At 64.2% G+C, this 17,819-nt stretch carries 16 protein-coding genes; 6 read left to right on the top strand and 10 right to left on the bottom strand.

Annotation, left to right across the window (positions count from 1 at the left end):
- Positions 1-29: 29 nt before the first annotated feature.
- The 3 genes from M4J39_RS18245 to M4J39_RS18255 all read left to right on the top strand — a co-directional run bounded on the left by M4J39_RS18245 (position 30) and on the right by M4J39_RS18255 (position 2,872).
- Positions 30-881, top strand: coding sequence for an alpha-1,2-fucosyltransferase (locus tag M4J39_RS18245; protein WP_251729905.1), 852 nt, complete (start codon positions 30-32; stop codon positions 879-881).
- Positions 882-1,069: 188 nt separating this feature from the next.
- Complete coding sequence (locus M4J39_RS18250) at positions 1,070-1,903, top strand: FkbM family methyltransferase (protein WP_251729906.1); 834 nt, start codon at positions 1,070-1,072, stop codon at positions 1,901-1,903.
- A gap of 174 nt (positions 1,904-2,077) precedes the next feature.
- Entirely contained in the window at positions 2,078-2,872 is a 795-nt protein-coding gene (locus M4J39_RS18255) for a DUF268 domain-containing protein (protein WP_251729907.1), read from the top strand.
- A gap of 4 nt (positions 2,873-2,876) precedes the next feature.
- Here M4J39_RS18255 and M4J39_RS18260 read toward each other — a convergent pair whose 3' ends face one another.
- The 7 genes from M4J39_RS18260 to rfaD all read right to left on the bottom strand — a co-directional run bounded on the left by M4J39_RS18260 (position 2,877) and on the right by rfaD (position 9,761).
- Positions 2,877-3,689 (bottom strand): hypothetical protein, encoded by an 813-nt coding sequence (locus M4J39_RS18260; RefSeq protein WP_251729908.1) that lies wholly within the window; start codon positions 3,687-3,689, stop codon positions 2,877-2,879.
- Positions 3,690-3,891: 202 nt separating this feature from the next.
- On the bottom strand, positions 3,892-4,974 hold the full coding sequence (locus tag M4J39_RS18265) for a glycosyltransferase family 4 protein (RefSeq protein WP_251729909.1): 1,083 nt from the start codon (positions 4,972-4,974) through the stop codon (positions 3,892-3,894).
- Positions 4,971-6,083: a glycosyltransferase family 4 protein gene (locus M4J39_RS18270; RefSeq protein ID WP_251729910.1), complete on the bottom strand. Its 1,113-nt coding sequence runs from the start codon at positions 6,081-6,083 to the stop codon at positions 4,971-4,973. Before M4J39_RS18270 ends, M4J39_RS18265 begins: the two co-directional genes overlap by 4 nt.
- Before the next feature lie 3 nt (positions 6,084-6,086).
- The gene (locus M4J39_RS18275) at positions 6,087-6,833 is read right to left on the bottom strand and encodes a glycosyltransferase family 2 protein (protein WP_251729911.1); all 747 of its coding nucleotides are present in this window, start codon (positions 6,831-6,833) and stop codon (positions 6,087-6,089) included.
- The gene (waaC, locus tag M4J39_RS18280) at positions 6,830-7,843 is read right to left on the bottom strand and encodes a lipopolysaccharide heptosyltransferase I (RefSeq protein WP_251729912.1); all 1,014 of its coding nucleotides are present in this window, start codon (positions 7,841-7,843) and stop codon (positions 6,830-6,832) included. The genes M4J39_RS18275 and waaC overlap by 4 nt, the downstream gene beginning before the upstream one ends.
- Positions 7,840-8,835 carry a lipopolysaccharide heptosyltransferase II gene (gene waaF, locus M4J39_RS18285; protein ID WP_251729913.1) on the bottom strand — a complete coding sequence of 332 codons (996 nt, stop codon included), beginning with the start codon at positions 8,833-8,835 and terminating at the stop codon, positions 7,840-7,842. Before waaF ends, waaC begins: the two co-directional genes overlap by 4 nt.
- A complete protein-coding gene (gene rfaD, locus M4J39_RS18290; RefSeq protein WP_251729914.1) occupies positions 8,814-9,761 on the bottom strand; it encodes an ADP-glyceromanno-heptose 6-epimerase in 948 nt (315 codons plus the stop codon). Before rfaD ends, waaF begins: the two co-directional genes overlap by 22 nt.
- Before the next feature lie 119 nt (positions 9,762-9,880).
- On the opposite strand from rfaD, the gene rfaE1 reads away from it, so the two are divergent.
- From rfaE1 to M4J39_RS18305, 3 genes are read left to right on the top strand one after another with little or no spacing between them, the layout of a single operon-like run.
- Positions 9,881-11,341 carry a D-glycero-beta-D-manno-heptose-7-phosphate kinase gene (gene rfaE1 / locus M4J39_RS18295; RefSeq protein ID WP_251729915.1) on the top strand — a complete coding sequence of 487 codons (1,461 nt, stop codon included), beginning with the start codon at positions 9,881-9,883 and terminating at the stop codon, positions 11,339-11,341.
- 17 nt (positions 11,342-11,358) lie between these two features.
- Positions 11,359-11,934 carry an SIS domain-containing protein gene (locus tag M4J39_RS18300; protein WP_251729916.1) on the top strand — a complete coding sequence of 192 codons (576 nt, stop codon included), beginning with the start codon at positions 11,359-11,361 and terminating at the stop codon, positions 11,932-11,934.
- Positions 11,931-12,560, top strand: a complete 630-nt coding sequence (locus tag M4J39_RS18305; RefSeq protein WP_251729917.1) for an HAD-IIIA family hydrolase — start codon at positions 11,931-11,933, stop codon at positions 12,558-12,560. The genes M4J39_RS18300 and M4J39_RS18305 overlap by 4 nt, the downstream gene beginning before the upstream one ends.
- A 6-nt stretch (positions 12,561-12,566) precedes the next feature.
- Here the strand turns inward: M4J39_RS18305 and M4J39_RS18310 are convergent, their stop codons facing one another.
- The 3 genes from M4J39_RS18310 to carB all read right to left on the bottom strand — a co-directional run bounded on the left by M4J39_RS18310 (position 12,567) and on the right by carB (position 17,648).
- Positions 12,567-13,352 carry a hypothetical protein gene (locus M4J39_RS18310; RefSeq protein WP_251729918.1) on the bottom strand — a complete coding sequence of 262 codons (786 nt, stop codon included), beginning with the start codon at positions 13,350-13,352 and terminating at the stop codon, positions 12,567-12,569.
- Between the two features lie 128 nt (positions 13,353-13,480).
- Complete coding sequence (gene greA / locus M4J39_RS18315) at positions 13,481-13,954, bottom strand: transcription elongation factor GreA (RefSeq protein WP_251729919.1); 474 nt, start codon at positions 13,952-13,954, stop codon at positions 13,481-13,483.
- Positions 13,955-14,153: 199 nt separating this feature from the next.
- Positions 14,154-17,648, bottom strand: coding sequence for a carbamoyl-phosphate synthase large subunit (gene carB / locus M4J39_RS18320; protein WP_251729920.1), 3,495 nt, complete (start codon positions 17,646-17,648; stop codon positions 14,154-14,156).
- Between the last annotated feature and the right edge of the window lie 171 nt (positions 17,649-17,819).

Consider the following 17,819-nt stretch of genomic DNA (forward strand, 5'->3'; position numbering starts at 1 on the left):
TTCCCAGTCTACTTATGGATGAAATACTCATGATCGTGACCCGTATCCACGGTGGGCTCGGAAACCAAATGTTCCAATATGCTGCTGGAAGGCGTGCGGCCATCTCTGCGGGAGTATCTCTGGGAATTGACCTTACTGCTATGGCAGATTACGACAAACGCATATATGGGCTCAACCAGTTTGTCCTAACGCCCAACGCAAGGCCGATCGACGGAAAAGCCTTTTCCAAGGGAAGGGGACTCGTACATCTTTGGCGTAAGGTCACAAAGACGTACCGAGATCGTCGCGAGAGAGGTTTTCGATTTGATCCGGATATTCTGAACCTAAAACCTCCGGTTCGTCTTATCGGTTACTGGCAAAGCGAAAAATATTTCTCCGATGTGGCAGACACGATCCGGGCAGACTTTGCCTTGGTGCGTCCGATGGCATCCAAGCGACAAGCCGTGCTAGATCGAATTTCGGCCTGTAATTCCATATCCGTTCACGTCAGGCGGGGTGACTATGTAAGCGTTCCGAAGTATGCGAGTATATTTGGAACATGTACTCCCGAGTGGTATCGACGCGCTGTCGCTATTGCGTCCGAAGGGCTGACAGACGTGGTCTTTTTTGTGTTCTCCGACGATATGCAATGGGCGAAGGAGAACTTGGGCCTGCCAGGCAGGGTCGAATGGGTGGAGCCTCTACCCGATAAACGCGACGCCGAAGACCTTTACCTCATGGCTGCATGCCGCGCTCACGTGATTGCAAATTCTTCCTTCAGTTGGTGGGGGGCTTGGCTAGATCCGCGTGAAGACTCTCGAGTTGTGGCGCCTTCCCGTTGGTTTTTGTCGGACAATTTCGATGCTCGCGATCTGGTTCCTGAACGCTGGGTTCGACTTTGACGGGTATCTCGAGCACCTATGTTTTTACCAACGGCCTGACTAACTTGTAGGGTTGGTTAGCGTTGAGCGAGTTTAGGCGTGTAAGATAACAGGATGGTCGGGATCTGCGGTAGGCTGGTCGGAGCGGACAAGTAGCAGTGAACGGGAAATACGGTTGACGAGGTCACTGCTTCGGCGGATAGTTTGTAATGAAACAAATGGGACTGCGTAGCGTCATGTTGGCACGGATTAGAGATAGTATTCTTAGAAAAATACTCCGTCGACTAGATTTTGATGAGGCAATGTACTTTTCAAAATACCTGATGCTGCGGCAAGGTTTCGGATCTGGTGGGGCGGCCCAAAAAGGTGGGGAGGCTGGGATCCTAAAGCTAATCTCGCGACGGGACCCTGTTGTCTTTGACGTTGGTGCCCACGTCGGCGAGTATGCGGCTATGGTTCTCGAAAATCTGCCATCGGCAACCGTTTACGCCTTTGAACCTTCCGACGCGCACTTTGCAAGATTACAGAATGCCCTTTCGGGTGACTCCCGCGCCAAGCTTTTTAATGTCGGGTTGGCCGAGAAAGTGGGGCGTCGAAACTTGTTTAAAGCCAGCGAAGTGTCTGGACTGGCCTCCTTTGCTCAGCGTCGACTCGATCATTTCGATATAAAGATGGATCTTGTTGAAGATGTCACCGTGACGACCGTGGATGAGGTGGTGGCAGAGATTGGAATTGCCAAAATTGATCTGCTCAAAATTGATGTTGAGGGATTCGAAATAGACGTCCTAAAGGGAAGCGTCAATTCACTTGCCTCTGGCATTATTGACTTTGTCCAATTTGAGTTTGGTGGAACCTATCTGGATACGCATACCAATTTTCAGGATATGTTTTACCTTTTTGAGAGGTATGGAATGGTGTTGGGCATAATTAAGCCAGACGGTTCCGTTCATGTAATAGATAGGTATAGAGAGATTTACGAATACTATAATGGTGCATCGAATTGGATCGCGGGAAACCGTGATCGCCTCTCTGCGTTGGCTTGAACACTGCCGTCAATCGTTGCGGAACCGTTCGACGTAATAGTGAGTTCTAGGACTTTTGTTCGTCGTGTTGTTTTCACTGTGTTAGATGTGGCGGTTCTACGTCTCGCTTGTGATCTGAGTATCTTATTGTTGGTCAACGTTCGGCGTCGGTCCGCCTCCGAGGGGTATTAGCTAATGAGTGGTCGTCTTAGCTTCAGGAAGTATCTGAAATTATCCGGATTGGACTTCCGCAAATTCTTCCGCTCTTGGGCGCTATGGTCTATTTACCGAGCTAATCGAAAAGCTTTTTTCAAACAAGCCAAAACGTCGAGCCATTTTTTTTCTACCGGAAGCGCTCTTCCGTGCCTTTGGGATCGTATGGATAAAGGGGGGATCGCGCGAGGCCAGTATTTCTTTCAAGATCTTTTGGTGGCGAGACGGATCTATGAGAGAAGACCGACCTCACATGTTGATATCGGGTCCAGAGTTGACGGCTTCGTAGCCCATGTCGCTGTTTTTATGAAAATACTCATTTTCGACTTGAGAGATGTCGATAGCACGGATGTAAATATTGAGTTTCAAAAGCGGGACATAATGCTTGATGACCCGAAGTGGTGGGATTCGGCTGAATCGTTGTCGTGTCTGCACGCGCTTGAACACTTTGGTTTGGGGCGCTATGGCGATTCCATTGACTTCGAAGGGCACGTTGTCGGGTTTAGAAACATGGCCAAGATGTTGAAGCCTGGTGGAGTTTTCTACTTCTCGGTCCCAATCGGAGCCAAGCAGCGTATTGAGTTTGACGCGCACCGCATTTTCTCATTGCCGTATCTTTTGTCGCTAATCGGCGATAACGGTCTCTCGGTTGCGGATTTTCACTATATTGATGATAAAGGACTTCTACATGCTAACGTCCCGGTCCACTCTGACGATGCCTCTCTCACGTTTAATTTGCGCAATGGTTGCGGGATATTTGAGCTCAGAAAGAGCTGACGTTTTATTCAATTTCTGATTTAAATATTTTCCATCGCTTGTGTTTCCGTCTTAAAATGAGGTAGTTTGTATTGAATAGGCTGAACTGTATTGTCTTTACCCTTTTGGACCTGTTGCGGAGGACTAGGAACGGCTTATCCATGATCGTGTCGAGATCGAATTCGCTTGCATTCAAGACTGCGACGTTTTTCCAATCCCTTGCAATTGCAGTAAGGCAAGCCTGATCATGACGATGTTCCTGAAATGTTGAGTCATTTGGCATTGTAGAGGGTGAGTCATCGAGGTAACGATACTCGTTCTGACAGCATAGGTTGAACCACCGAGACACGAACTCTCTGCTCCGCGGACCAATTTTTATGCCAATCACCCCGCCCATAAATTGATTATGCCCTCGTACACCAGGGAACAGGTGCAGTAGGTCGCCTTTTGTCCATGATTCCGCGGGTAAACCTAGTTCAAATATTAGTATATCTCTATCTTCTATCATTGAATTGTAGTAATCAAGTCTCCTTTTGCCGAATTTATTGACCTCGCAGCCGACGTCAATATAATATAATATGTCCCCATCGGGAATTTTTTTCATTTGTTGAATTAGTATGTATGGCTTCCAGAGCCAGTACCCATAGCCCTTTGGATTTTTCTCTATAAAATCACCGTGACTCTGCCAGAAGGATTCCTCTCTTCTGATATCAATATCGCTCACCGTTGTTACTGATGAGAAAAACTGAGATCTCTCGGCTTGACGACTGCGGCTCTTGAGCGCCTTCCTGAACGAGGGGCGTCCTCCACCGAATGTTAGGTAGTGAATATTAGGCATTACTGTATCCGTGCGACTCGACCTAGCGATGCATACCACGTTTCCGGTAATTTCGAGGATCACCGTTGTCCTTGCCCTTTTTCCAGTCGAAGGGCGGCTAGTCTCGTAAGAAAAATGGGGAGCATGAGCGCAGGGTCAAAATGCAATTCCCTGTGCTGTTATGGATGGGCGTTCCTCGCTATTTGGAAGAGCCGATTGGTCTTTAACGTTCAACGAATCTCCCCCCAACAGCCCGATACATCCCCTCCAGCGAGTGCCGCTCCACCGCTCGGTCGCGTCGAATCACAGGCGTCGGCGCCGCCGCAGGCGCGGCCGCCAGCGCCCTCGCCAGCTCCCCCGAATCCTTCGGCGACACCAGCGTCACGCCGGCCAGCCCTGCCGTGCACTCGGGGATGCCGCCGATGGGGCAGGAGATGATGGGGAGGTCGACGGACATGGCTTGGAGGACGGCCTGGGGGATGCCTTCGTTGGCGTAGCTTGGCAGGACGAAGACGTCGAGGGCGCGCAGCCAGGGGACGACGTCGGACTGGCGGCCGGCCATGGTGACGCGGTTGGCGAGGTTGAGTTCGGCGATTCGGGCCTTGAGGTTGGTTTCCTGCGGGCCGTCGCCGACGATCACCAGGTGGCTGTTGGGCACGCCTGTGGCCGCGAAGGCGTCGAGGAGGTAGGCGTGGCCTTTCCAGGAGCGCAGCGTGGCGACGATGCCGAAGATAAAGGCGTCTTCCGGCAGGCCGAGGGCGCGGCGGGCTTCGTGCTTATCGCCCGGCGAGAATCGGTCGGTGTCGATGCCGGTGGGCACCGAGGCGACGCGCTCTTTCGGCAGGAAGCCGTCGGCGGTGAGCTGTTCGACGATGGCCTCGCCGGTGGTCATCACGAAGTCGCAGCCGTGGCGGTAGATCCAGCGGCTGGCGAAGTTGCGCGGCACGTTGGCCGAGATGTGGCGGGTGCGTACCACACGCGGCCGGGGCTTGAGGCCGAGGCGGGCCAGCGCCACTACCCAGGAATCGATCGACGAGTGGGTGTTGACCACATCCGGCCGCATGTCGGCGAGAAGGCGCCGCATGGCGTGCACGGCGCCGAGGCCCTTGCTCCGGAGCGGCATGGCGATGGCCGGCACGCCATAGGCGGGAGCCGCCTTCAGGATCTCGGAGGTGGGATTGGCAGCGATCGTTACCTTGTGGCCGTGCTTGATGAACACGGCGGCCTCGGTCAGCACGCGGATCTCCTGGCCGCCCCAGCCCTCGGACGCCTCGGTGTGCAGGATGGTGAGCGGTCGGTCGGTCATTGGAAGTCCCGGTAGAGGTCGCGCCAGCGGTTCGTGGCGGCGGTGAGGTCGAAGCGGGTGGCAAGTGTCCGCGCTTTGTTGGCGCGGGCCGGCAGGTCGGCGATCACCGTGGCGAGCGCAGCGGAAAGATCGTCGGCGTCGCGGCTGGCGACGGCGCCGGCGCCGGTTGCCGCGATGTGCGAGGCGATGCCGGTGTCGGGCGTTACCACGGCCGGCAGACCGGAGGCGATGGCCTCTAGCGCCGCGTTGGGCATCGGGTCGTAGAGCGAGGGCAGGGCGAAGAGGTCGGCGGCGGCGTAGACCGGCCTGACGTCGTCGAGGCCGCCGAGCAGGCGGACGCGCTTGGCGAGGGCGAGCCGGTCGATGCGCTCGGCCAGCGCCTTGGCCCGGCGGTCGCGGCCGGCGATCAGCAGATGGGCGCCCGCAAGGCTGGGTGCGCGCAGCGCCTCAACGAGCTTGAAGGCGCCCTTGCGCTCGAAGCCGGAGCCGACGAAGGCGATCACCGGAGCGTCGTTCGGCAGACCGAAGCTTTGGCGCGCGGCCGCCTTTTCCTCAGCGCTTGCCGGCCGGAAGCGGTCGAGGTCGACGCCGTTCTCGATGACGCGGAGGCGCTGTTCGGGGACCTGGAGCCAAGTGCGCAGCTCGTCGGCGACCAGCTCGCTGTTGGCGACGAACAGCGTGCGTCCGTCGGCCACCATGCGGCGCTCGGTGTCCATCACCAGGCGATGCATGGGGTCGAATTTGAGGGCTAGGGCGCCGAGCGGGCCGCGCTCGCGGCCGAGCCGGTCGACCCAGGCGGCGTGCACGCCGTCGCCGGCCCGGAAGATGTCGGCGCCCACCAGCCGCTCGTGGCTCTGTACGAGATCGAAGCCGCCTTCGGCGATGAGGTCGCCGACCGCCCTCTGGAAGTGGCGGTTGCGGCCGGCGCGGGTGAAGCCGCCGCGCGCCACCTGTCGCCGCTCGAGGCCGGATGCGTCGCCGCCGGCCCAGTCCTCGGCGATCACCGTCACGCTCTCGCCGGCCGAAATCAGCGCGCCGGCGGCGGTCAGGATGAAGCGCTCGGCGCCGCCGTGCGGATCGAATCGCTTGCGGATGATGGCGAGCCGCATCGCTCAGCGCTCCCAGCCGACGGCGAGATAGCGCCAGAAGGTCTCCTGCGCCTTGGTGGCGGCGGCGGCGAAGCCGCGCGCGCCGTCGAGAAAGCCGGCTTGCAGGATGTAGTGCTTGAAGAAGGCGAAGACGCAGCGGACGATGGCCGGGCCGAGGCCGCCGCGCTTGCCGCGGGCACGGCGCACGCTGGCCGAGGCCAGGGCATAGCGGCGCTGCTTGTCGAGCACCTCGTCGATGCCGCGATAGCTCAAGTGATCCATGGCGGCGGCGAGGTCGGCCACCTTGCCGTCGACGATCAGGCTCTCGTGGACGATATCGGTCGAGAAGCGGGCGCGGTCGCGGCGGGCGAGGCGCAGCACGCGGTCGGGCGACCAGCCGCCATGGCGCATGACTTGGCCGAGGAACTGGTTGCGACGGTCGATGCGATAGCCGTCGGCGGCCGGCGCCGCGATGGCGGCGCGGATCTCGGCGGCAAGGTCGGGCGGAATGCGCTCGTCGGCGTCGATCGACAGCACCCAGTCTCCGGTGGCAAGGTCGAGCGCCCGCTGCTTCTGCGGTCCGAAGCCGGGGAAGTCGGGCGTCTCCAGCAGCGTGGCGCCGGCGGCGCGGGCGATCTCCTGCGTGCCGTCGCGGCTGCCGGAATCCACCACCACGATCTCCTGGCAGAAGGCGAGCGAGGCGAGGCAGTCCGGCAGGTCGCGCGCTTCGTCCTTGACGATCAGGATGGCGCTGAGGCGGGGAGCGGTCATGGCGCGTCTCCCAGGAGACTGTGGAGGCTTTGGAGCACGCGCGGCGGCGGCAGGCTGTCGACGCAGGGCTGCACGGTGCCGGGCGGCACAAGCGGGCAGTCGCGCTTGCGGCAGGGGGCGCAGTCGATGGCGGCCTCCAGCACGGTGGCCCGGCGGCCGGCGACGCCGGTGAGGCCCGGCTTGGTGCTCAGGAAGAGGGCGACGGTCGGCCGGTCGAGGGCGGCGGCGAGGTGAGTAAGGCCGGTGTCGCAGCCGACCACGGCGCTGGCGCGGTCGATCAGGCTGGCCACCTCATCGAGTGGCGCGCGCGGGATCAGCTCTGTGCCGGGCGCCCCAGCGGCAATGGCGCGGGCGGTGGCCTCCTCGGCGGCGTCGGCATAGGTCACCTGCGGCCGCAGCCCTTGGGCGGTCAGCGCATTGGCGAGCTCGATCCAGCTTTGCGTCGACCAGCGCTTGCTCGCCCATGTGGTGCCGTGCAGCAGGACGACGGTGGGGTCGGGCTCGCCTGCTCCCCTGGCGATGCCGTAGTCGAGGGTGGCAAGGTCCGGCTCGTAGCCCAGGATGGCGCTGAACAAGAGGCGCAACCGGTCGATGGCGTGGCGGTCGCGGGCAATGGCGTGGCGCTCGCCGTAGAAGCGGGCGGCCAGCGGCTCGCGGGCGCTCGCCGCGTCGAGCCCGGCGACTTTCGCACCGGCGATGCGGGCGACCAGCGCGCTCTTCAAGAGCCCCTGGGCGTCGATGACGAGGTCGTAGCGCTCGGCGCGGATCGACCGGATCAGGGCGCGGGCGGCGCGCCAGCTTTCGGCCTTGAACGGCGCCTTGCGCCAGGCGCGCAGGCGGATCTCGTGGACGTGGCGGACGCCGGGATGCAGGCGAACCAGCGGCGCGAAGGCAGCCTCGACGCACCAGTCGACGACGATGTCCGGCCGTGCCTTCAGCGCATCGGTCAGCGCCGGCAGGGCGTGGACGACGTCGCCCATCGACGACATCTTGACGACCAGAATTTTCATGAGGGGACCGCCAGCAGGCGGTCGGCCGCCCCGGCGACGGCGTCGACGCCGAGCTTTTTCAGGCAGTCGAGGTGGCCGAGCGGGCATTCGCGCTTGTGGCAGGGCGAGCAGGCAAGGTGCAGCGAGATGAGCTCGCGCCGGTCGGTTAGCGGCGGCGTGTTGTCGTAGGAGGTGGAGCCGTAGACGCCGACCACCGGCACGCCGACGGCGGCGGCGACGTGCATCAGGCCGCTGTCGTTGGCAACCGCGATGCGGGCGGCACCCAGGAGGTCGATGGCGTCCTCGAGGCGGGTCTGGCCGGTGAGGTCGATCGCCTCGGGCACCAGCGCGGTGATCGCCGCGCCCACCTCCCGGTCTTTGGCCGAGCCGAGCAGGATGGTCTTGAGGCCGCGGTCGGCGAAATGGCGGGCAAGGCCGGCGTATTTGTCCTCCGGCCAGCGCTTGGCCGGGCCGAACTCGGCGCCCGGCATCAGCGCCGCGTAGCCGCCGGCTTCAAGGCGATGGCTGGCGAAAAGGGCGGCCTGATTGGCGGCGTCGATGGCAAGATGCGGCTGCCGGAAGGCGCCCCCGCCGGCAAGCAGGTGGAACATTTCCGCCGTGCGTCGCTTGCGCTCTTTGGGCAGCGGCACGATGGCGTTGAGGAGGCCGTAGCGCATCTCGCGCCGGAAGCCGACGCGGGTGGGGATGCCGGCGAAGAATGGCACCAGCGCCGACTTCCAGCTGCCGGGCAGCACATAGGCGCGCCCGTAGCGGCCGGCGAGGGAGCGACCGACCCGGAAGCGTTCGCCAAGGCCGAACTCGCCGGGCTTGAAGGGGGCGTCGATGCGGTCGCGCGCCTCCGGCATGCGGCTGATCAGCGGCGCGGCCCAGGCCGGCGCCATCACGTCGATCGGCGCGGCCGGGTAGAGCTCTTTCAGTGCCGACAGAAGGCACTGGGCCATGACCATGTCACCGACCCAGCGCGGCCCGATTACGAGGATGCCTTCAGCCATTCCATATACTCTTTCACCCCGGTCGCCACGTCGCGGAAGGCGCCATTGTAGCCCACCCCGCGCAGCCGGCTGAGGTCGGCTTCGGTGAAGCTCTGGTAACGCCCCTTGAGATGCTCGGGGAAGGGAATGAACTCGATGGCGCCCTGGCCGAGCGATCCGATTACCGCCTCGGCGACGGCGCGGAAGGGCTCGGCCCGGCCGGTGCCGCAGTTGAAGATGCCCGACACGCCGCGCTTCCAGCACCAGAGGTTGACGTCGGCGACATCGGCCACATGGACGAAGTCGCGCCGCTGCTCGCCGGGGCCGTAGCCGCCATAGGCGTCGAACAGCTTGGGGTTCTCGCCGGCCTTGACCTGGTTGAACAGGTGGAAGGCCACCGAGGCCATGCTGCCCTTGTGGCCCTCGCGCGGGCCGTAGACGTTGAAGTAGCGCAGGCCGACCACCGGCGAGTGCTCGGCGGCGGTGAAGACGTTGCGCCGCACGTAATCGTCGAACAGCTTCTTGGAATAGCCGTAGACGTTCAGCGTCCGCTCGAACTCCGGCTCCTCGCGGAAGGTGTCGCCGCCGCCATAGGTGGCCGCCGAGGAGGCGTAGAGAAAGGGAATGCCGTTGCGCAGCGAATAGTGGAGCAGCGCCTTGGAGTAGGCGTAGTTCACTTCCATCACATACTTGCCGTTCCACTCGGTGGTGGCCGAGCAGGCGCCCTGGTGGAAGATGGCATCGATCTCGATCACCTCGTCGCGCTCGACGCGGGCGAGAAAGGTGTCCTTGTCCTCGTAGTCGGCGATGGCGAGGTCGGCGAGATTGCGGAACTTGGTGCCGTCGGTCAGGTCGTCGACGACGAGGATGTCGCTCCGTCCCTCGGCATTGAGAGCGGCAACGATGTTGCTGCCGATCATTCCGGCGCCGCCGGTGACGATGATCATGCGGTTGTCCTCAGCAGGGTGGCCCCTCGGGGCGCGGTCGGAAAATCTGGTAACACTTTTCGGTGCGATGCTCTAGAAGGAGTGCGACTGTCCCCAAGAGGAGCCTTGCACGCGCTGAAATGCCCGACGCCGGTCTTTCCTATCATGCCGCCGTATCGAAGTTTTCCGCGCTGACCGTGCTGGTGGCCGGCGACTTCATGCTCGACCGCTTCGTCCACGGCAAGGTCAACCGCGTGTCGCCGGAGGCGCCCATTCCGGTGCTGAGCCACGGCCGCGACGACGTCATGCTGGGCGGGGCGGGCAACGTGGTGGCCAATGTCGCCGCGCTGGGCGGCCGGGCGGTGCCCGTGACGGTGATCGGCGACGACGAGGCCGGCGCGCAGCTCAGACGCCTGTTCGATGCCCGCCACATCGGCCATGACAGGATCGTCTCCAGCGCCGCGCGCAGCACCACGCGCAAGACGCGCTTCGTGGCCCAGCAACAACAGCTTCTCCGCTTCGACGAGGAGGTGGTGTCGCCGCTCACGGCGGCCGACCGCGCGGCGGTGCTCGCCGCCTTCGCCGCCGAGCTGCCGCGCGCCGACATCGTCATCCTCTCCGATTACGGCAAGGGCGCGCTGGCGGACGGCGTCGCCGCCGAGCTGATCGCGCTCTGTCGCGCCGCCGGCAAGCAAGTGCTGGTCGATCCCAAGGGCACCGATTACCGCATCTATCGCGGCGCCACCGCGGTGACGCCCAACCGCAAGGAACTCGGCGAGGCCACAGGCCTTGCGACCGGCTCGGATGCCGAGGTCGAGGCGGCTGGCCGCCTGTTGCGCGAGACCTGCGGGCTCGACTTCGTGCTCGCCACCCGCAGCGAGGAGGGCATGAGCATCGTCGAAGCGGAGCGGACGCTGCACATGCCGACCAAGGCGCGGGCGGTGTTCGACGTCTCCGGCGCCGGTGACACGGTGATCGCCACCTTCGCCCTGGCGCTCGCCGCCGGCTGCGCCACCGGCATGGCGGCCGAGATCGCCAACGCGGCGGCCGGCATCGTCGTCGGCAAGCCGGGCACGGCCCAGACCGACCCGGACGAACTGCTCGGCAGCTTGGCGGCGGCCGGCCGCTCGGACGGCCCGGCGGATCGCGACGCCATCACGCGCCTTGCCGCCGCCTGGCGGGCCGAGGGCCTGAGGGTGGGCTTCACCAACGGCTGCTTCGACATCCTGCACGTCGGCCACGTCGCCCAGCTGGAAGACGCCAAGTCGCGCTGCGACCGGCTGATCGTCGGCCTCAACACCGACGCCTCGGTGAAGCGCAACAAGGGCGAGGGGCGCCCCGTCAACAGCGAGGACGACCGGGCGCGGCTGCTTTTGGCGCTGAAGGCGGTGGACGCGGTGGTGCTGTTCGACGAGGAAACGCCGCTCGACCTCATCAAGGCGGTGATGCCGGACCTCTTGGTAAAGGGCGCCGACTACACGATCGACCGGGTGGTGGGCGCCGATTTCGTTCTGAGCCGAGGCGGCAAGGTGCATCTGTCGCCGATCGTCGCCGGGCGTTCGACCACGGCGACGCTGAAGAAGATCGTTTCGCTGGGATAACGGAAAAGGGGAACGGCATGGCCGGACTGCAAGATTACCTTCAGACGTCCATCGACGGACTGGCCGCCCTGCGGGATCACGACCTTTCCGGCGCCATCGAGCGGGCGATCGACATCATCGTCGCGGCGCTCTCCGCCGGCAAGCCGATGCTGGTCTGCGGCAACGGCGGTTCGGCCGCCGACGCCCAGCACATTGCCGGCGAACTGGTCGGCCGGTTTCTGAGGGAGCGCAAGGCCTACAACGTCATCGCGCTCGGCACCGACACCTCGGTGGTGACGGCCTGGAGCAACGACTATTCCTTCGAAAGCCTGTTCGCCCGCCAGGTGGAGGCGCACGGCTGCAAGGGGGCGGTGCTGCTCGCCATTTCGACATCGGGCAACTCCAAGAACGTGCTGGCCGCCGCCGAGGTGGCGCGCCAGCAGGGCATGACGGTGATCGCGCTGACCGGCGAGGGCGGCGGCAAGCTCGCGCCGCTGGCCGATGTGCTGCTCGACGTGCCCTCGCGCTTCACGCCGGTGATCCAGCAGGGCCATCTCTGCCTCTATCACTATCTCTGCGGCGCCATCGAGGAACGCCTCGTGGGGATGGCATGAGCCGTCGGGCGATCAACGACCCGCGTTGGCCGGGCGCAGATCCCGGCCTCTGGATCGAGGCAGCGGAAGACGCGGTGCGCTTTGCCGGACGACCGGCGCTGTTTCTCGACCGCGACGGCGTCATCAACGAGGATACCGGCTATCCCTCGCGGCCCGAGCATATCCGCATTCTCGAGGATATCATCGAGCCGATCCGGCGGGCCAATGCGACCGGCTGGCCGGTGGTGGTGGTCACCAACCAGTCGGGCGTGGCGCAGGGCCTGTTCGGCTGGGACGATTTCGCCGACGTCACCGCCCATATCGACGCGGAACTGGCGACGCGCGGTGCCCGGCTCGATCTGGTGCTGGGCTGCGGCTACTACGGCCAGGGACGGCCGCCGCTTGACGTCGCCGATCACCCCATGCGCAAGCCGAACCCGGGCATGTTCGTCGAAGCGGGGCGGCTCACCGGCCTCGACTTCGGGCGTTCGCTGATGGTGGGCGACAGAGAGAGCGACTTTCAGGCGGCTATGGGGGCGGGGGTGTCGAAGCTGTTCTCGCCGGCCGCCGATTGCATCGGCCTGCGGCTCGGACCCTTGGCCGAAGTGGTGCGGCCGCTCGCCGAGGCGGCGGAACTGATCGGCTGAGCGGTATCAGTTGCCGAGAAGGCGCATGCGGTAGCGCAGCATGGAAAGATTGAAGCGCGCCGCATAGCTGAGGTCCGACAGGCGGCTGCGCAAGCTCGTGGCGGTCGTCTTCTGCCAAACCGACAGCGAGCCGCTGCCATCGTCGGCCGCAATGTAGCTTTTCCTGAGGTTGTGCGACTTGCGCCAGAGCGTTCCGATGTCGATGACGTCGGCCGGATCGCCGGCTTGGCCATGGAAGGCGATCCTCGGCAGGTTGGCGGCTCCGCCAAAGAACAGCCCGCGAATCTGCTTTTCCGGGTCGGCCTGGTCGTTCATCCGGCTCGCAAGGTCATGTGCGGCGGCCGACGTCATGAAGAAGGGGTTGAGCGAGAACTCGCCCGTGGACGGCGACGGCGAATAGCGGCGCAGATAGAGGCGCAGGATGTCCGCTTCGCCCCCGAGGAGCATACGGGACACGCGGTCGACGTTGATCGGGCGGTTCAGGAACCAGTCGTCTTCTAGGTGGAGGAAATAGGGCGCGTCGACTTCGTTCCACACCCACCTCACCGCGCGAGCGAAGCCGCCAGTCTCCGGCGTGTTGACGCGCGCCTGTCCTCGGCTGTCGTAGGTGTTCAGAAGCCGCACCACATCGTCGCGCGAGGCGGTATCCGAACCGAGCGGGTCGACGTTGGCGATGATGCGCAGGCTGTCGTAGTAGCGAAAGCAACGTCTGGCAAAGCTGCGCAACGTCAATGCCAGCACCGCCGGTCGGGTGATGGCGGTAATGCAAACGGTCAGTTCTCTTGCGGCCACCCCAGAAGCCCCCCGCGGCGGTATGGCGAACCATAGCCGAGGTGCCGGACTATTGCATCCACCCTCTTTCAGGGCGGTGGATAAAGGGGCGCGCCCAGCGCCGTCTGGACAGGACGCGCCTTGTTTTGTCAGCGGAAAACGACGTCGAGGATCTCGTACCCCCTCGCGCCACCGGGGGCGGCGACTTCGACCTGGTCGCCGACCGACTTGCCGATCAGGGCGCGGGCGATGGGGGAGGAGATGGAGATGCGGCCGCCCTTCACATCGGCCTCGGCGTCGCCGACGATCTGGTAGGTCTTTTCTTCCTCGGTGTCCTCGTCGACCAGCTTCACCGTGGCGCCAAACTTCACCGTCTTGCCGGTGAGCTTGGCGACGTCGATGATCTCGGCGCGCGACAGCATGTCCTCGAGCTCGGAGATGCGGCCTTCGTTGTGGCTCTGCTGCTCCTTGGCGGCGTGATATTCGGCGTTTTCGGAGAGGTCGCCATGGGCACGCGCTTCGGCGATCGCCGCGATGATGCGAGGCCGCTCCTCGGATTTGCGCCGCTGCAGCTCGCTCTCCAGAGCGGCATGTCCGCCGGCGGTCATCGGGACTTTGTCCATCGGTCTCAAGGCCTTTCAAAAAATCACAGCGCCCGGCGCCAAAGGCACCGGGCCGCGATGTTTCCTGTGTCGCCGTGGTGAAGCTCCTCCCGGAACCCTGTCGGCAACTCTGTGACACGGGCATGCCACCCTGCCTAACCGCTTTTACGAGGAGTTTGCAACTCCTCTGCGGTCAGCATGGCGACACGCCAATTCCGTCCTACCCGGCCTGGCCGAAGTAGGATTGCAGCGGGCGAACCTCGCGAACGCCGGAGGACCAAGCCCCGATGCCGCGCGCCGCCGCGATCGACCCCGCCAAGGTGGTATAATACGGGACTTTCTGCAAGAGGGCAGCACGGCGCAATGAACGACTATCGGCAAGCGCCTGCGCGCCGTCGGTCGTGTTGAAGACGAGCTGAACCTCGCCATTGTTGATGGCGTCGACGCAATGCGGACGTCCCTCGCGCACCTTCTTGGTGAGAATGGCGGGAATGCCGTGCTCGACCAGATACTCGTGCGTGCCGGCGGTGGCGATCACCTTGAAGCCGATCTCGACGAGACCACGCACCGAATCGAGGATGCGGGGCTTGTCGCCATCGCGCATGGAGACGAACAGCGTGCCGGCGGTCGGCACCTTGGTGCCCGAGCCGAGCTGCGCCTTGGCGAAGGCGACCGAGAAGTTGCGGTCGAGGCCCATGACCTCGCCGGTCGAGCGCATCTCCGGGCCGAGCACGGTGTCGACGCCGGGGAAGCGGGCGAAGGGGAACACCGCCTCCTTGACCGCCACGTGGCCGAGCTTCTCCTCCTTGAGGGAGAAACCGTCCAGCGTCTCGCCGGCCATGACGCGGGCGGCGATCTTGGCCACCGGCTTGCCGATGGTCTTGGCGACGAAGGGCACCGTGCGCGAGGCGCGCGGGTTCACTTCGAGGATGTAGATGGCGCCGTCTTTCACCGCATACTGGACGTTCATCAGGCCGACGACGTCGAGCGCCAGGGCGAGCTGGCGGGTCTGGCGCTTCAGTTCCTCGACGGTGGCGGCCGGCAGCGAGTAGGTCGGCAGCGAGCAGGCCGAGTCGCCCGAGTGGATGCCGGCCTCCTCGATGTGCTCCATCACGCCGGCGACGAACACCTCCCTGCCGTCGGAGAGGGCGTCGACGTCCACCTCGATGGCGTCCGAGAGGTAGCGGTCGAACAGCAGCGGGCTCTTGCCGAGCACCATGTTGATCTGGCCGGTCTTGTCGTTGGGGTACTGCGCCTTGACGTCGGCCGGCACCAGCGCCGGCAGCGTGCCGGAGAGGTAGGCGTCGAAGCCCGCCTCGTCGCGGATGATCTCCATGGCGCGGCCGCCGAGGACGTAGGAGGGGCGAACCACCAACGGGAACTTCAGCTCGTTCGCCACCAGGCGCGCCTGCTCGATGGAATAGGCGATGCCGTTCTTGGGCTGCTTGAGGCCGAGCTTGTCGAGGAGGCGCTTGAAGCGGTCGCGGTCTTCGGCGAGGTCGATGGCGTCGGGCGATGTGCCGAGGATGGGGATGCCGGCCCGCTCCAGCGTGTCGGCCAGCTTCAGCGGCGTCTGGCCGCCGAACTGGACGATGACGCCGGCCAGCGTGCCGTTCTGCTGCTCGACGCGCAGGATCTCCAGCACGTCCTCGCCGGTCAGCGGCTCGAAGTAGAGGCGGTCGGAGGTGTCGTAGTCGGTCGACACGGTCTCCGGGTTGCAGTTGACCATGATGGTCTCGTAACCGGCGTCGCTGAGCGCGAAGCAGGCGTGACAGCAGCAATAGTCGAACTCGATGCCCTGGCCGATGCGGTTGGGGCCGCCGCCGAGGATGACCACCTTCTTGCGGTCGGAGGGCTGCGCCTCGTCGGCCAGCTTGCCGGCGAACGGCATCTCGTAGGTCGAATACATGTAGGCCGTCGGCGAGGCGAACTCGGCGGCGCAGGTATCGATGCGCTTGTAGACCGGGTGGACGCCGAGCGTCTCGCGCAGCGCCTTCACCTCTTCGACCGGCTTGTGGGCGAGCTCGGCAAGGCGGGCGTCGGAGAAGCCCATCGCCTTGAGGCGCGTCAGCCAGCCGGCCGTCTCGGGCAGGCCGCTCTCGCGAATCTTGGCCTCGGTTTCGACGATGCCGTGGATTTCGCGCAGGAACCACGGGTCGATGTGGGAGATGTCGTAGATCTCGTCGAGCGTGAAGCCGCGGCGCATCGCCTCGGCCACGTGGCGCAACCGGTCGGGCGTCGGCGTGCCCAGGGCGGCGCGGATGGCGTTGCGCTCGTCTTCCGGCGCGCCCGGCACTTCGATCTCGTTGAGACCGGAGAGGCCGGTTTCGAGGCCACGCAGGGCCTTCTGCAGCGATTCCTGGAAGGTGCGACCGATGGCCATCACCTCGCCCACCGATTTCATGGCGGTGGTGAGATTGGGCTCGGCGCCGGGGAACTTCTCGAAGGCGAAGCGCGGGATCTTGGTGACGACGTAGTCGATGGTCGGTTCGAAGGCGGCCGGCGTGGCGCCGCCGGTGATGTCGTTGGCCAGCTCGTCCAGCGTGTAGCCGACGGCGAGGCGGGCGGCGACCTTGGCGATCGGGAAGCCGGTGGCCTTGGAGGCCAGCGCCGAGGAGCGCGACACGCGCGGGTTCATCTCGATGACGATCATCCGGCCGTCGGCCGGGTTGATGGCGAACTGCACGTTGGAGCCGCCGGTCTCGACGCCGATCTCGCGCAGCACCGCACAGGCGGCGTTGCGCATGATCTGGTATTCCTTGTCGGTCAGCGTCAGCGCCGGCGCCACGGTGATCGAATCACCTGTATGCACGCCCATCGGGTCGACGTTCTCGATGGAGCAGATGATGATGCAGTTGTCGTCGCGATCGCGGACGACCTCCATCTCATACTCCTTCCAGCCGAGCACCGATTCTTCCACCAGCACCTCGTTGGTGGGCGATGCCTCGACGCCGGACATGACGAGGTCGTAGAGCTCCTCGATGGTGTAGGCGATGCCGCCGCCGGTGCCGCCCATGGTGAAGGACGGGCGGATGATGGCCGGCAGGCCGGTCACCTTGTAGGCCTTCAGCGCCTGCAGGCGGGCGGTGAGGTTGTACTCCTCGCGACGGGCCTTCTCGTCGGCGGCCCACTCACCCTCGAAAGCGGCGAGCGCCTTGGCGCGGGCGTCGTCCTCGGGGTGGGCGGCGATGGCGGCCGAGCGGCGTGCCTCGTATTCGGCGCGGAACTGCTGCTTGAGGGCGGAGGTGTTGACGAAGGCGGCCTTCGGCGTGTCGAGGCCGATGCGCGTCATCGCCTCGCGGAACAGCTCGCGGTCCTCGGCCTTGTCGATGGCCTCGGCGGTGGCGCCGATCATCTCGACGCCGTGCTTGTCGAGCACGCCCATCTTCTTCAGCGACAGCGCGGTGTTGAGCGCCGTCTGGCCGCCCATGGTGGGCAGGAGGGCGAGGCGGTCGTTCGGCCGCTCCGCCCGTTCGCGCTCGATGATGCGCGCCACGATCTCCGGGGTGATCGGCTCGATGTAGGTGGCGTCCGCCATCTCCGGGTCGGTCATGATGGTGGCCGGGTTGGAGTTGACGAGGACGATGCGGTAACCTTCCGCTCGCAAGGCCTTGCAGGCCTGGGTACCCGAATAGTCGAACTCGCAGGCCTGACCGATGACGATCGGGCCGGCGCCGATGATGAGGATGGTGTCGATATCGGTGCGTCTGGGCATCTTCACTCGCGTGTAAACGCGGCCGGTGCGCGGGGCACCGACCGGGGCGGGCAGCAAGAAGGGTGATCGTCGTTCGGACCGTTGCCGGGCTTATAGATGAAAAGAGCGCGGTCGCAAACCCCGCTGCGGTTCGAATTGGCGGCTTTGTTAGGCAGGTTTGAAAATGGCGCC

The organism is Pleomorphomonas sp. NRK KF1, from assembly GCF_023721755.1.
GTDB lineage: Bacteria > Pseudomonadota > Alphaproteobacteria > Rhizobiales > Pleomorphomonadaceae > Pleomorphomonas.

Excerpts from the sequence above, each read along its gene's own strand:
- M4J39_RS18245 (WP_251729905.1), top strand. The coding sequence starts at position 30 with ATGATCGTGACCCGTATCCACGGTGGGCTCGGAAACCAAATGTTCCAA.
- M4J39_RS18250 (WP_251729906.1), top strand. The coding sequence starts at position 1,070 with ATGAAACAAATGGGACTGCGTAGCGTCATGTTGGCACGGATTAGAGAT.
- M4J39_RS18255 (WP_251729907.1), top strand. The coding sequence starts at position 2,078 with ATGAGTGGTCGTCTTAGCTTCAGGAAGTATCTGAAATTATCCGGATTG.
- M4J39_RS18260 (WP_251729908.1), bottom strand. The coding sequence starts at position 3,689 with ATGCCTAATATTCACTACCTAACATTCGGTGGAGGACGCCCCTCGTTC.
- M4J39_RS18265 (WP_251729909.1), bottom strand. The coding sequence starts at position 4,974 with ATGACCGACCGACCGCTCACCATCCTGCACACCGAGGCGTCCGAGGGC.
- M4J39_RS18270 (WP_251729910.1), bottom strand. The coding sequence starts at position 6,083 with ATGCGGCTCGCCATCATCCGCAAGCGATTCGATCCGCACGGCGGCGCC.
- M4J39_RS18275 (WP_251729911.1), bottom strand. The coding sequence starts at position 6,833 with ATGACCGCTCCCCGCCTCAGCGCCATCCTGATCGTCAAGGACGAAGCG.
- waaC (WP_251729912.1), bottom strand. The coding sequence starts at position 7,843 with ATGAAAATTCTGGTCGTCAAGATGTCGTCGATGGGCGACGTCGTCCAC.
- waaF (WP_251729913.1), bottom strand. The coding sequence starts at position 8,835 with ATGGCTGAAGGCATCCTCGTAATCGGGCCGCGCTGGGTCGGTGACATG.
- rfaD (WP_251729914.1), bottom strand. The coding sequence starts at position 9,761 with ATGATCATCGTCACCGGCGGCGCCGGAATGATCGGCAGCAACATCGTT.
- rfaE1 (WP_251729915.1), top strand. The coding sequence starts at position 9,881 with ATGCCCGACGCCGGTCTTTCCTATCATGCCGCCGTATCGAAGTTTTCC.
- M4J39_RS18300 (WP_251729916.1), top strand. The coding sequence starts at position 11,359 with ATGGCCGGACTGCAAGATTACCTTCAGACGTCCATCGACGGACTGGCC.
- M4J39_RS18305 (WP_251729917.1), top strand. The coding sequence starts at position 11,931 with ATGAGCCGTCGGGCGATCAACGACCCGCGTTGGCCGGGCGCAGATCCC.
- greA (WP_251729919.1), bottom strand. The coding sequence starts at position 13,954 with ATGGACAAAGTCCCGATGACCGCCGGCGGACATGCCGCTCTGGAGAGC.
- carB (WP_251729920.1), bottom strand. The coding sequence starts at position 17,648 with ATGCCCAGACGCACCGATATCGACACCATCCTCATCATCGGCGCCGGC.